Annotated in this window: 13 protein-coding genes; 7 read left to right on the top strand and 6 right to left on the bottom strand. The window is 42.7% G+C overall.

The features are described 5' to 3' along the window. Window positions 1-160 precede the first annotated feature (160 nt). The gene (locus N7U62_RS22070) at window positions 161-685 is read left to right on the top strand and encodes a hypothetical protein (protein WP_264140290.1); all 525 of its coding nucleotides are present in this window, start codon (window positions 161-163) and stop codon (window positions 683-685) included. A gap of 272 nt (window positions 686-957) precedes the next feature. Here N7U62_RS22070 and N7U62_RS22065 read toward each other — a convergent pair whose 3' ends face one another. Both N7U62_RS22065 and N7U62_RS22060 read right to left on the bottom strand, forming a co-directional pair. Continuing rightward, on the bottom strand, window positions 958-1,275 hold the full coding sequence (locus N7U62_RS22065; RefSeq protein ID WP_264140289.1) for a YnfA family protein: 318 nt from the start codon (window positions 1,273-1,275) through the stop codon (window positions 958-960). After that, on the bottom strand, window positions 1,268-1,519 hold the full coding sequence (locus tag N7U62_RS22060) for a hypothetical protein (RefSeq protein ID WP_264140288.1): 252 nt from the start codon (window positions 1,517-1,519) through the stop codon (window positions 1,268-1,270). Before N7U62_RS22060 ends, N7U62_RS22065 begins: the two co-directional genes overlap by 8 nt. Window positions 1,520-1,714: 195 nt before the next feature. Here N7U62_RS22060 and N7U62_RS22055 point away from each other — a divergent pair, with 195 nt between their 5' ends. Beyond that, window positions 1,715-2,107 carry a MerR family transcriptional regulator gene (locus N7U62_RS22055; protein ID WP_264140287.1) on the top strand — a complete coding sequence of 131 codons (393 nt, stop codon included), beginning with the start codon at window positions 1,715-1,717 and terminating at the stop codon, window positions 2,105-2,107. Between the two features lie 25 nt (window positions 2,108-2,132). On the opposite strand, the gene N7U62_RS22050 is transcribed toward N7U62_RS22055, so the two are convergent. The 3 genes from N7U62_RS22050 to pyrF all read right to left on the bottom strand — a co-directional run bounded on the left by N7U62_RS22050 (window position 2,133) and on the right by pyrF (window position 5,661). Next, on the bottom strand, window positions 2,133-3,368 hold the full coding sequence (locus N7U62_RS22050; protein WP_264140286.1) for a THUMP domain-containing class I SAM-dependent RNA methyltransferase: 1,236 nt from the start codon (window positions 3,366-3,368) through the stop codon (window positions 2,133-2,135). Between the two features lie 77 nt (window positions 3,369-3,445). Continuing rightward, on the bottom strand, window positions 3,446-4,807 hold the full coding sequence (locus tag N7U62_RS22045; RefSeq protein ID WP_264140285.1) for a dipeptidase: 1,362 nt from the start codon (window positions 4,805-4,807) through the stop codon (window positions 3,446-3,448). 44 nt (window positions 4,808-4,851) lie between these two features. Next, window positions 4,852-5,661, bottom strand: coding sequence for an orotidine-5'-phosphate decarboxylase (gene pyrF, locus N7U62_RS22040; RefSeq protein ID WP_264140284.1), 810 nt, complete (start codon window positions 5,659-5,661; stop codon window positions 4,852-4,854). A gap of 77 nt (window positions 5,662-5,738) precedes the next feature. Between pyrF and N7U62_RS22035 the strand changes: the two genes are divergently transcribed. The 5 genes from N7U62_RS22035 to N7U62_RS22015 all read left to right on the top strand — a co-directional run bounded on the left by N7U62_RS22035 (window position 5,739) and on the right by N7U62_RS22015 (window position 10,189). Continuing rightward, window positions 5,739-6,041 (top strand): hypothetical protein, encoded by a 303-nt coding sequence (locus N7U62_RS22035; protein WP_264140283.1) that lies wholly within the window; start codon window positions 5,739-5,741, stop codon window positions 6,039-6,041. Further along, the gene (locus N7U62_RS22030; RefSeq protein WP_264140282.1) at window positions 6,026-6,301 is read left to right on the top strand and encodes a hypothetical protein; all 276 of its coding nucleotides are present in this window, start codon (window positions 6,026-6,028) and stop codon (window positions 6,299-6,301) included. Before N7U62_RS22035 ends, N7U62_RS22030 begins: the two co-directional genes overlap by 16 nt. Window positions 6,302-6,303: 2 nt before the next feature. Then, entirely contained in the window at window positions 6,304-7,281 is a 978-nt protein-coding gene (locus N7U62_RS22025; RefSeq protein ID WP_264140281.1) for a radical SAM protein, read from the top strand. 201 nt (window positions 7,282-7,482) lie between these two features. Then, window positions 7,483-8,790 carry an NADH:ubiquinone reductase (Na(+)-transporting) subunit F gene (gene nqrF, locus N7U62_RS22020; RefSeq protein WP_264140280.1) on the top strand — a complete coding sequence of 436 codons (1,308 nt, stop codon included), beginning with the start codon at window positions 7,483-7,485 and terminating at the stop codon, window positions 8,788-8,790. Between the two features lie 247 nt (window positions 8,791-9,037). Continuing rightward, window positions 9,038-10,189 carry a formimidoylglutamase gene (locus N7U62_RS22015; RefSeq protein ID WP_264140279.1) on the top strand — a complete coding sequence of 384 codons (1,152 nt, stop codon included), beginning with the start codon at window positions 9,038-9,040 and terminating at the stop codon, window positions 10,187-10,189. A gap of 10 nt (window positions 10,190-10,199) precedes the next feature. On the opposite strand, the gene N7U62_RS22010 is transcribed toward N7U62_RS22015, so the two are convergent. Then, window positions 10,200-12,020: a methyl-accepting chemotaxis protein gene (locus tag N7U62_RS22010; protein ID WP_264140278.1), complete on the bottom strand. Its 1,821-nt coding sequence runs from the start codon at window positions 12,018-12,020 to the stop codon at window positions 10,200-10,202. Between the last annotated feature and the right edge of the window lie 425 nt (window positions 12,021-12,445).

The raw sequence follows: 12,445 nt of genomic DNA, 5'->3' as shown, positions 1-12,445 counted from the left end.
AACATTATTTCCCTCTCGCAGGTTCTCTGAATCTGAAATAGTGAGTACCATACGAAAGAAAATAGAGTCATTTGCATTGGCAATTACATTACGATACTTTTATAGAAATTTGACACGCCCAGCCTACAAATAATAGTTGGTCGCCATATGCAATAAAGCCATGAGACAGATTATCTTAATATTCGCAGTTGCTACTTTTTATTCTTGCACAACTTCATCCAGCACTAACTCAGATAAAGTAGAAGCTACTGATATAAAAAATACTGCATCTGAACTAAAAGCACCCATATCTCTGTCGTATTCCACAATCGCCTTGAAATTCATTAATGCGTATGTTGATAATGCTAACAAAATGAGTCAGTCGGTTGAGATGCAAGATTGGGTGAATTCATCTGATCTCGTATCCAATGACTTCCGGGCAGAATTAGATAAAATCATTAAAGAAGCATTTGAAGAGGATCCTGAATATGGTTTGGGATTTGATCCTATTTTCGATGCTCAAGATTATCCAGAGGAAGGTTTAGTGCTTCTGAATTACGACTCAACTTCGAACATTGCAACTGTAAGAGGAAAACAATGGGAAGCGTTTTTATTGAACATTAGAATGACAAACCAAAACGGACAAGTGCTTGTAGACGGTTGTGGAGTTGTGAACATTCCCCTAGAACTAAGAGCTAAACGATGAAATAAAAAAACAGGGGGTGTAACTCGAGAGATTAATAGGTTGATCTTAACCAAATTGAACGATTAACGCCAGAGAAACAATTCACATTTTAGAACCGAATATGAAGTCGAATTGAAATAAAAATTGAGTATCAACTCGAATGAAAAACTTCCCTCCCGCAGGTTATCTGAATCTGCACTATGGAATTTGTAATCCCGAAACTATATCGAAGGTTTAGCCATACGAATGCTCATATCGGATTTTAAATCCCCTTTTCCAATCTATAATTCGATCTAGGGAGACACATAAATCACCACCGCACCGATTAGAATAATCACTCCTCCTAGCCAATCTGATTTTTCGAGCTCATACCCTTCGAACATCATGGCCCATCCCATGGAGGTCAACATAAATACCACACCATACACGACAAAGACTTTCGAAAAACCGACTGTATGTTGACTGGCTAGCCATCCGTATCCCACCAATAGGAAGGCTCCCAAAAGACCATACAAAAGACCTTTGTCCGATCGGACGAACTGCCAAATCAGGTAGCATCCACTTACTTCAAAAATGGACGCTACCACAAATAACAAAACGGTTTTAAGCATTCGTACCTGTCTTACAAGTACAATCTATATCACAAGAAGGACCGCAAGTCCCCGCCTGATGTTTCTTGCGATAATGATGAATGGCAAACAAAACTCCTGAGACCCCTAGTGCCACTATTCCTATTTTTTCTGCCATCATTCCAAAGGCAGTTAATGAACCAATTCCTGTGATAATACCAATCAGCGGCAATGCACAACATAAACCACAAAGGCCAATACCTGCCCAGGCAAACTTCTTAAACATAATTTCTTCTATTTAACGGTTATACATATTTCCAGGTCGCACCACCTTCGGGTTGGTTAGCAATTACAGGCTACTCTCAACCGACGATGGGCAACACAACAATTAACCCTCTCTGTTTTATTGATTTACAAGGGTTATATTGCAAGTATAAACCGTGGAGTATAGTCAACGGTCAAGGAAAAATTCGAAAAATTTATGCTAATAGGTGAAGTAGTCAAAAGAACAGGTCTATCAAAGGATACCATCAGATTCTATGAAAAGAAGAAACTGATCGAACTCTACAGAACCGATAGACGAAGCAACAACTACAAGGAATATTCGGAGGAGATGGTTCAGAGACTACTGTCTATAAAAAAGCTGAAGGCGCTCGGGTTTACCCTTAATGAAATCTCAGAGATTCTCACCATGATCGAAGAAAACGATGCTACCTGCGATAACATCAAGCACAGAATAACATCCAAAGTGGACCTGATAGATCAAAAAATAAGGCAATTAAAAGATCTCAAAAGTCAGCTTCTGACTGGAGCGGAAAATTGTGATAGCACCTGTATTACCCCCGAAGAGCTAAACTGCTCCATAGTAGCTTAGTTCTACATCGTCATTCTTGAGCCAATCACTTCCTCGTCAACCTCGGACGTTTCTTAACTGGTCGATCCGTATCGCTTTCTGGTGCAGGTTTAGGTTTTGGACTCGGTCTGGACTCGGGGTCTCTTCGAGAGCCATCATATAGCTCGTACTCCAGTAGTCTACAATCAATCTTCGCATTCTGAAACTCGGTGCGGCTTTTGGTTCTTAGACCGATCACTTTGGCCAGTTTGGAGTTTCCGGTGAAGATATACCCCATTTTGCCCTGACAGGACTGCTTGAAGAAATCACCAATGTCCTTATATACGGATTTAAGTAACACCTCCTCGCCCAATCGTTCGCCGTACTCGGGATTGAGTATGATCATACCCGGCCCCTCTGGTATCGGACTCTGCTCAAAAGGCATCTTCTCAAAATGAATCATATGATCCACGCCAGCCAGCTTGGCATTGATTCGGGCTGCTTCGATCGCGTCACCATTCCAGTCAGTAGCGATGATTTTAGATTTGATTTTATTCTTGATTTTGACCTTCGCTACTGCTTCTTCCCACATCTGAGGATCATAGGTATTGATGTGCATAAAGCCGAAGTTCTTCCTACGGTAACCAGGCGGTATTTCTGCCGCCATCATGGCTGCTTCGATCGCCAAAGTACCACTACCACACATGGGGTTGACAAAAGAACCTTTGTCGTCATTCCAGCCGGCAGATAATAGACAAGCACTCGCGAGCGCCTCGATCATAGGCGCTTTAAAAGGTATCTTTCTATAACCATGCTTGGCAATCGTCTCTCCTGATGTATCGATGTAGACCCATACCTTGTTGAGGTGCCAATAGAGATAAACCACGGTGCGGTCACGCTCCTTGCCAGAGTCAGGTCTTATGCCATTTTCTTCATGCATGCGATCGACGATCGCATCTTTCAACTTGAGATTGGCAAATCGGATGTCACGGATAAAGTCATTCTTCACATAAGACTGAATCGAAACATAGCCATCCTTAGGAATGATCTTGTGCCAGGGAATCTTCTTGGCCTCCTCATACAGCCGATCTGGATTAGTCGCCTCAAAGGATTTAATTAACCAAAGTACCCGGGAGGCGGTCCTCAGATTCATATTGAGATCGATCACTTCCTGCCAACCTCCTTCGATGGTCACTCCATTCTTTTCAGCTCGCAGAATTTTATAACCAAGATCTTCTACTTCCTTCTTCAAGAAAGGTGAAATACTTGGCTGACAGTTGATGACTAATTTGGATCGACGCATGAAAGAATAAGATTTAAAATTCCAGATTCAAAATTCAAAGTCACCTTGAACCTTGAATCTGAAACTTTGAACAAAGTTTATTTTTGTGCAAAATATTGGTGGAACCAGGTAATCGTCTCAATTCCCTTGTAGTAATTGAAAATACCATAGCTCTCGTTTGGTGAGTGGATCGCATCTTCGTCCAAGCCCATACCTAGCAGCACAGAGTCTACTTGCAGTTGGTCAGAAAACAAAGCCACAATCGGAATACTACCTCCATCTCTGGTTGGGATCGGCGCTTTGCCCCAGGCTTTTTCGATTGCCTTGGCAGCAGCTTGATACCCCGCTCCTTCAGTAGATGTCACCGCTGGATTACCCCCATGATGTGGAGTCACTTTCACTTTGACATAGTCTGGAGCGATCGATTCCAAATGATTTTTGATTAGCTCGGTGATCTCTTTATTATCCTGATCGGGTACCAGACGAGTAGAGATTTTAGCATAGGCTTTCGAGGGTAAAACTGTCTTAGCTCCTTCGCCAATGTATCCACCCCAGATGCCGTTGACATCCAACGTTGGGCGAATACCCACTCTCTCGAGTGTCGTGTATCCATCTTCGCCTTTCACCTCTTTGATACCAAGATCTTTTTTGTAATCATCCAGATTAAAAGGTGCCTTGTTCAGTTCGTCTCTTTGCTCCTGCGTCAGCTCTACCACCTTGTCATAGAATCCAGGAATCGTAATTCTACCCTTGTCATCCATCAACGAGGCAATCATATCACAAAGTGTATTGATCGGATTCGCAACGCCCCCGCCGTATACACCAGAGTGCAAATCGCGATTCGGACCTGTTACTTCTACTTGCAGGTAACTCAGTCCTTTCAGTCCTACTGTGATAGAAGGGTGCTCATTGCTGATGATACTTGTATCGGAGATCACGATCACATCAGACTTCAATTTCTCTCTATTTTCCGCAACGAAAACGCCAAGATTGTCAGACCCTACTTCTTCTTCCCCTTCGATCATAAACTTGACATTGCAAGGCAATTCGTCGCAGGCTACCATCGCCTCAAAAGCCTTGACATGCATATACATCTGACCTTTATCATCACAAGCACCACGGGCATAGATGCGCTCATCCTTCAGCACTGGCTCGAATGGAGGCGAATCCCACAGTTCGTAAGGATCAGCAGGCTGCACATCGTAGTGCCCATACACCAAAATGGTAGGCTTAGATGGATCGATGATTTTCTCGGCATATACAATAGGATGTCCCGCCGTCTCACAGATTTCAACATTGTCTGCTCCTATTTTTTCAAAATTGGCTTTCAGGAATTCCGCTGCTTTTCTCACATCACCTTTGAACTTAGAGTCCGCACTCACCGACGGTATGCGCAGCAACTCAAACAGCTCATCCAAAAACCTTTGCTTGTTTTCTTCTATGTATTTTATACTTTCCATATTCGGGAATATTTGTTGTTTCTAAATTGTCTAAATACTAGGTACTAAATACTCTGTACTAGAGTAGCCATTTCCCCCTGAAGCTTCTTCGCTTCTTCTCTCGCCTTCTCAGCAAAATCCTCACCATTGGAAGCATAAATGATCCCTCGGGTAGAATTGATCAAAAGCCCACATTCTGCGTTCATACCGTATTTGCATACCTCCTGCAAATCCCCCCCCTGAGCACCCACACCTGGCACTAGCAAAAAGTGATCTGGGATGGTCTTGCGTATATCGCTGAGGTATTCGGGTCGGGTAGCACCTACTACATACATCATATTGTCAGCGGTGCCCCATTCCTTAGATTTTGCCATCACATGTTGATACAGTGGCTTGCCATCCGCCTGCAAAAACTGAAAATCTTTACCTCCTTCGTTAGAGGTAACACCGAGCAGAATCACCCACTTTTCTTTGAAATCCAAAAAAGGTTTGACAGAGTCAGAACCCATGTATGGCGCTACGGTCACCGAATCAAAATCCATTTTCTCAAAGAAGGCTCTGGCGTAGAGCTTTGAGGTATTACCTATATCTCCACGTTTGGCATCTGCGATAGTAAAAATTTCTTTGGGAATATAATTGATGGTTTTCTCCAAAGAAACCCAGCCCTCTGCACCCATTGCTTCATAAAAAGCGATGTTAGGCTTGTAGGCCACTGCCAAATCCTTTGTAGCATCGATGATCTGCTTGTTGAACTCAAATACCGGATCCTCTGTATCCAATAGATGAGCGGGAATTTTATTCAAGTCTGTATCCAGTCCCACACATAAAAAGGACTGCTTTTTTTGTATCTGTTCGAATAGTTGTGCTCGGGTCATGCGGCAAAAATAAGGATACCAAATTCAAAAAACTTGAGATTAGACGTATCTAATTAAAATAAGTAATTTTGCCAGCAATGGACTCTATACTAATCAGGCCAAAAGACGAACAAGAACTCCGCTACATCCTGGAGTTGATGGATAATATCGGTGCGATTCACAAAACGATCAGTGAAGAAGCCACCGAGGAATTCGAAATGGCCATGATGATGAAAGAGGCGATCAGCACTACGGGAATTATCCGTACCGAAAGAGAGGCTAGCAAGTTGACTCCTAAGCAGTATCAGATGCTGTCTCGTAGCGAAGAGGACATCAGAGAAAAGCTGATCGTAACCGAAAAGAAGATCCAAAGCGAAGAAGAGGAATGGTTAAAGCGGTAATCTGGACACTCACTGCTCGCGTGGCTCGCCAGCAAATTTTAGAGAGTATTTATAAAAGAACAGGAGATAAGGTTGAGTGTAGAAAGTTCACCCTGCTATTGCGTCTGCATTTAAAATATATCGCCAAGTACAACTTTGCCGGAATAGAATCGAAGTATACAGGCATGCGCGAAACGACCTGTGGGGACTACAAAATTTTCTACAAAATTCGCTCAGGCTCCATCAACATCACCGGCCTTTTCGAATCAGATCCTAACTGATTTTGCGACTGGTTCACCATCCCATATTGTGCAACTACTACGTGACCTATCGCTGCAATGCGAAATGTGGATTTTGTGACATTTGGGAAAGGCCCTCTCCCTATGTAACCTATGAGCAAGTAGAACAAAACCTAAAGTCACTCAAAAAGCTCGGCGTTAAGGTCATTGACTTCACCGGTGGAGAACCATTGCTACATAGAGACATCGATCGCTTTGTGCATTTGGCCAAGGAGCTCGGCTTCATCACGACCCTCACCACCAACACCCTACTCTACCCCAAATACGCCGAAAAGCTGAAAGGAAACGTAGACATGCTGCATTTCAGCCTGGACACTGCCGATCAGGCTAAACATGATGAAATGCGCGGGGTTGCCTGCTACGATCACGTGATGCAATCCATCCAGATCGCCCAATCTCTGGACGAAAGACCCGACATATTGATGACGGTCTTTGAAGAAAACATCGGAGACATAGAAACGCTATATCAGCAAGTGTGCCTGCCCAACAATCTGGTCTTGATCCTAAATCCAGCTTTCGATTACAACGAAGTGGAAACCGGGCAGCAGCTGTCTCCCAAAAGCCTTGACATCTTAAAAAAGTGGGGAAAGAAAAAGAACATCTACATCAATGGAGGCTTTCTAAAACTGAGGAAAGAAGGTGGTAATCAAACCACCAACCCCATATGCAAAGCAGCCAGCACCACGATTGTCATCAGTCCAGAAAATGAATTGATCCTCCCCTGCTATCATTTGGGGCAGCAAAGCTTCCCAATCGAAGGCAAGCTCGAAGAAATCTATCAATCACAAGAAGCCCAAAAACTCATCGCACTTGAGGGCCGGTTGCCCGAGTGCCAGGGCTGCACCATCAACTGCTACATGCAACCCAGCTTCGCCGTGAATGTGAATAAGTATTTTTGGTCAGCACTACCCAGCACGCTCAAATACAACCGGATGAAAGGGACCTGGAAGGCACTTCTTTAATGGAAGAATCACCTCTTATAAGAGATCTGAAATATGTTCATATACATCCCAATAGAATACACGGTCTTTCTATGTCAAAATCATTTACCAAATGATTCTTGTTTCCTAACGACTTTTAGGTTTTAACCTTTAAGTATTACCTATTTATTCTCTTATATTTGTGCCCAGAAAAATTGAGACGGAAAATTTAATTTACAAACAATGTCCTTTATCATAATCACTTCAATAGTCGCCTTCACACTCGTGATTCTTCTATTGGTTTTTATACTTCTTTTTGCCCAGTCTAAGCTGGTGCAATCGGGTGATGTAAACATCGTAATCAATGGCGATGAAAGCAGCCCAGTCGTAGCTTCAGCGGGTTCTACGCTATTGAGCACGCTTTCAGCACAAAAAATATTCTTGCCTTCTGCCTGTGGTGGAGGGGGTACTTGCGCCATGTGTAAGTGTAAAGTACTAGACGGTGGCGGAGATGTACTACCTACTGAGGTAGGTCACCTGAACCGTACAGAACAAAAGGAAAACGTAAGATTGGCATGTCAGGTGAAAGTAAAGCAGGACATGAACATCGAAATACCTGAAGAAATCTTCGGTATCAAGAAGTGGGAATGCGAGGTAGTTTCTAACTACAACGTGGCAACCTTCATCAAGGCTTTCATCGTGAAGCTGCCAGAAGGCGAAACGCTTGATTTCGAAGCGGGTGGATACATCCAGGTAGATGTACCTCCTGTAGAAGTAGATTTCAGCAAGGACATTGACATCAAACCAGACCCAAGCGATCCAGCTGGTCCGGACAAGTTCAAAGAGGATTGGGATAAATTCGGTCTGTGGGACTTGAAAATGAAAAATGATGAGGAAGTATTCCGTGCTTACTCCATGGCCAACCACCCTGCAGAAGGGAACATCGTGATGTTGACCATTCGTATCGCAACTCCTCCTTGGGATAGAGAAAAGAATCAATGGATGGATGTGAATCCAGGTATCTGTTCTTCTTATGTATTCTCTAGAAAACCAGGAGACAAAGTAACTATCTCTGGTCCTTATGGTGAATTCTTCATCAAAGAGACTAACGCAGAAATGATCTACGTAGGTGGTGGTGCTGGTATGGCTCCAATGAGATCTCACCTTTTCCACCTATTCCACACCTTGAAGACTGGTAGAAAAGTAACTTACTGGTACGGTGGTAGATCTAAAAGAGAGTTGTTCTACATCGATGACTTCAGACAAATCGAAAAGGAATTCCCTAACTTCCAGTTCGAAGTAGTATTGTCTGATCCACTTCCAGAAGATAACTGGACAGAGAAAAAAGACATGGACGATACTGAAGGAGACGGTTTCTTAGGATTTGTTCACAATGCAGTAATTGAGCAGCAGTTGAAGAAGCATGATTCTCCAGAAGATATCGAATTCTACTTCTGTGGACCTCCAATGATGAACCAGGCGGTATTGAAAATGTGTGACGACTGGGGCGTGCCTCCAGAAAACGTATCATTTGACGATTTCGGTGGATAAATCATCGCGTGAAAGATTTTTAAAGCCCTGGCAATTCTGTCAGGGCTTTTTTTGTAGCTTTGGTTCAGCATCCATTTGCAGGAGCAAATGAATGAGTTAATAAAAAATAGTTGATTAGTTACTAGGGATTATCTTATCTCAAGACTCTTTTAGTTGACAGAAACTAGTCATCCATTTTTCATATATCAATTAACTATTTTCTCCTGAATTGGTAAATTCAGGTTGATTCAAAATTCATCTTATCTGAATGGACTTAAAACTCTTTTTCAATCCCATAGACGCCAGCCTCAATCCTGAAAATTTTGATAGCGACTCGTTGATTCAATCCATTTATATCAATGAAAACAAAATGCCGAGCCTGGAGGCCATCGACATTGCGATCATTGGACTTAGCGAGACAAGCGGCAGTGCCAACATCAACGATGCTGGCCTCAAATACATTCGCCAAAAACTCTACAGCCTGAAAAAAGGCGAAGGCATGTGCAACATCATCGACCTGGGAAACCTAAGGAATGGGCCTGAAAGAGAAGAAACATACAAGCGCATTCAGGCCGTCTGCCATCGATTGATGCAAAAACAGATTCTACCTATCCTAATCGGTGGTTCGCACGATCTGGATATGGGACAGTTCATGGCTTACGAAGAAGAGGAAAAGATGGTCAGCATCCTCAATGTTGATTCTCGATTTGACATTGTAAACAAGGCGCACTATGCCGCCAACCAAAGTCATCTACATAAGATCTTCACCCACGAACCCAATTACCTATTCAATTATACACAGCTCGGACATCAGTCTTATTTAGTCAATCCTGGAGCGCCCAAAGTATTGGACCAATTGGGCTTTAGCAGTTTGAGACTGGGAGCCATGAGAGAAAACTTCCGCCGCGTAGAGCCCTTAATCAGAGAAGCAGATATGCTCAGCTTCGACCTGTCCGCCGTACAAAAAATGTATTGCCCAGGGGCTGATCATGCCGAGGTATTTGGACTGACTGGAGAGGAAGCCTGCCAGATCATGTGGTACGCTGGCATGAATGACAAGCTTAGCTCTGTGGGTATATATGAATACAATCCAGAAAAAGATACGGAGGATCGCCAATCTGCGATGGTCATCGCTACGATGGTGTGGTATTTCATAGAAGGCTTCAAAAATCGTAAAAACGAAAAAGGCTTTCAAACCAATGACTATGTCAAATATGTTGTAGCACTGGATGTCAATCCTGAGTCTATCGTGTTTTACAAAAGTCGACTGTCAGACAAGTGGTGGATGGAAGTCCCTAACGTGAATCACACGGGTATTTATGACAGAAACTATATGGTCCCCTGTGATCACTCGGACTATATAGAAGCGACTAAAGGAGAAGTCCCCGAAAGATGGATTCAAACTTTTTCGAAGCTTTAAGAGTCCTGATTCAGGACTCCTTTTCTTCGAACTCTTCCTCCTCTATGTATTCCTCAGTGGAAGCTTGGTCATCATCTATTTTTTCAACGAGATTGACCAGTTTCATATCTCCTCGGAGGGTAAACTTAGCTACTCCATCCTTGAGCTGTTTCGAGACATCATTGAGCCAATTGGATTTCTCAATATAGTTATTCATCCCGGCCGATAGCTCTGTAGCTGAGCTAGACACCTCCTCAGTGCCCGCTGCAGTCTGTTCAGCAATCACTACTACTTCTTCTGTGATATTCACGACCTTACCGATATTATCAGACTGCATATTAGTCGCTTGAAGAATCGCTTCTGAGTAACCTAGAGTTTCAGTAGAAGCATTTTCAATTTCCTGGAAGACTATCTCAGCACGAGATGAGGCATCTACTGTAGACTTTACGATACCATTCATGGTATCAATCACGCCTGCAGCCTCCGCAGTATCTTTCTGTACATCTGCAATCAGTGTTTCAATTTCACTGGCAGATTTTCTTGATCCTTCAGCCAACTTACGAATCTCCTCTGCCACTACAGCAAATCCTCGACCTGCATCACCCGCTTGAGCCGCCTCTATCGCTGCATTCAGTGCTAACAAATTGGTCTGAGACGCAATATCCGTGATAACCCCCAACACTCTGGAAATTTCCTTAGAACGCTCAGTCAACACCTTCATAGATTCAGTGGTTTTATTGGAGTACTCAGAGATCTCTCCTACACTGTTCACCACATACTTGGCAATCTTTGCACCTTCTTCACTGCTGCTCACTCCTTTTTTGGCTGCACTGTTGATGGAATCTGTTTTTTCTCCCATTTCACGGGCATTGTTCATCATGACTTCTACAAGGGTCGAAGACTGATCTACACGCGACACTTGCGTCTGGGCACCATGACTCATCTGCTCAATAGCACTGGCAATCTCACGTGTATTCGTGTTCATTTCTTCACCAGAAGTCAACATTTCATAAGCAGACTCTCCAATCTCCTGTGCCCGGTTAGAAATAATTAACAAAATATCATTCAAATTGTCCAAAGCCCTATTCAAGCCATTCGTCATCTCATTGATCTGACCATTGGCCTCCAGCTCGTATCTCTGAGTCAAATCTCCCTGCGCCATCGCATTGACTACCCTATTCACTTCTAATACCGGTGTGGCAATTGAGGATAGCAATTGATTGACAGACAAAGTCAATTCTGCCCAAACCCCAGCTTTATTCGCCACGTCAATTTTGGCCTTCAGGTTGCCATTAGCACCTGCCTCCTTAACTACTTCATTGGTTTCTCTTACGACCTCACTCAACTTAGATTGAAGAGTGATCAAGGATTGACCTAAAACATCTCTGTCACTCAAAGCTTCAAATTTGACACCCAAATCTCCATTCCCCATGGATTGAGCAAAGGAAGAAGCCTCTCTAAGCTTTTCAGTAAACCCGTTTAAGGATTTGAAAAAACGACCTATTTCATCATTTCTCTTCAAATCTTTGTCAGACACATCCATGGACAAATCTCCCTGCCCCAGGGTATCAAAAGATTCATTGATCTTTTTCATCGGGAGCTCGACACTCCTACTCAATGCATAGAATGCTTTGAATATGGTGACCAAAGCTATTGGAACTAAGTACCATAAATGAACCAACCCAAAAAAACCAACCACACTCGAGTTGATGGAAATGGTAAACATGGATAGTATGATCCAATTAATTGGACCATAGATAAAAGACTTTCTAAAAAGGTACCAATTGGTTATATAAGAAAAAGGGACACAAACACACGCAATGATTGTTACGAAAATTAAAAAATCACTCATTTTAGCTTTTTTGGTTGATCACAAGAAATGCTCTCAACTGGTTGAATAATAATATTTCGGTCGGCCTTCATTCCAGAGTACAAAATAACAAATTCTGTCTAAGTTGATGTCCCCATTTTTAGGTATTCTTAAACAAAAATGATTTTTTTCATATTATTAACTTGACAATACAGTTATATGTAATTACCTTTTGCTAAGAATTTAATTTTTCAACCAGTAAACTTAGAAACCAGCTATAATCAAACCATGAAATCCAACCCTATTCCTAGCCATGCACGACAAGTGCATGCTCAATCACAATACCGTTATCTAAAAGAAGAATTTTTTCGGACACTTCCAAGTCCCGGAAGAGTAAATTTTTTCTATATCGGATAAGAAATGCCTGATGCGCTATCCGCATCTACCTATTTATATTTTTTCACCTT

The sequence above is a fragment of the Reichenbachiella ulvae genome (assembly GCF_025833875.1).
Lineage (GTDB): Bacteria > Bacteroidota > Bacteroidia > Cytophagales > Cyclobacteriaceae > Reichenbachiella > Reichenbachiella ulvae.
Note: the sequence above shows the minus strand (reverse complement) of the source record. Positions and strands in the feature narration are given on the sequence as shown.

Bases quoted from the DNA above. Each gene is read 5' to 3' on its own strand.
- N7U62_RS22070 (WP_264140290.1), top strand. From the start codon at position 161: ATGAGACAGATTATCTTAATATTCGCAGTTGCTACTTTTTATTCTTGC.
- N7U62_RS22065 (WP_264140289.1), bottom strand. From the start codon at position 1,275: ATGCTTAAAACCGTTTTGTTATTTGTGGTAGCGTCCATTTTTGAAGTA.
- N7U62_RS22060 (WP_264140288.1), bottom strand. From the start codon at position 1,519: ATGTTTAAGAAGTTTGCCTGGGCAGGTATTGGCCTTTGTGGTTTATGT.
- N7U62_RS22055 (WP_264140287.1), top strand. From the start codon at position 1,715: ATGCTAATAGGTGAAGTAGTCAAAAGAACAGGTCTATCAAAGGATACC.
- N7U62_RS22050 (WP_264140286.1), bottom strand. From the start codon at position 3,368: ATGCGTCGATCCAAATTAGTCATCAACTGTCAGCCAAGTATTTCACCT.
- N7U62_RS22045 (WP_264140285.1), bottom strand. From the start codon at position 4,807: ATGGAAAGTATAAAATACATAGAAGAAAACAAGCAAAGGTTTTTGGAT.
- pyrF (WP_264140284.1), bottom strand. From the start codon at position 5,661: ATGACCCGAGCACAACTATTCGAACAGATACAAAAAAAGCAGTCCTTT.
- N7U62_RS22035 (WP_264140283.1), top strand. From the start codon at position 5,739: ATGGACTCTATACTAATCAGGCCAAAAGACGAACAAGAACTCCGCTAC.
- N7U62_RS22030 (WP_264140282.1), top strand. From the start codon at position 6,026: ATGGTTAAAGCGGTAATCTGGACACTCACTGCTCGCGTGGCTCGCCAG.
- nqrF (WP_264140280.1), top strand. From the start codon at position 7,483: ATGTCCTTTATCATAATCACTTCAATAGTCGCCTTCACACTCGTGATT.
- N7U62_RS22015 (WP_264140279.1), top strand. From the start codon at position 9,038: ATGGACTTAAAACTCTTTTTCAATCCCATAGACGCCAGCCTCAATCCT.
- N7U62_RS22010 (WP_264140278.1), bottom strand. From the start codon at position 12,020: ATGAGTGATTTTTTAATTTTCGTAACAATCATTGCGTGTGTTTGTGTC.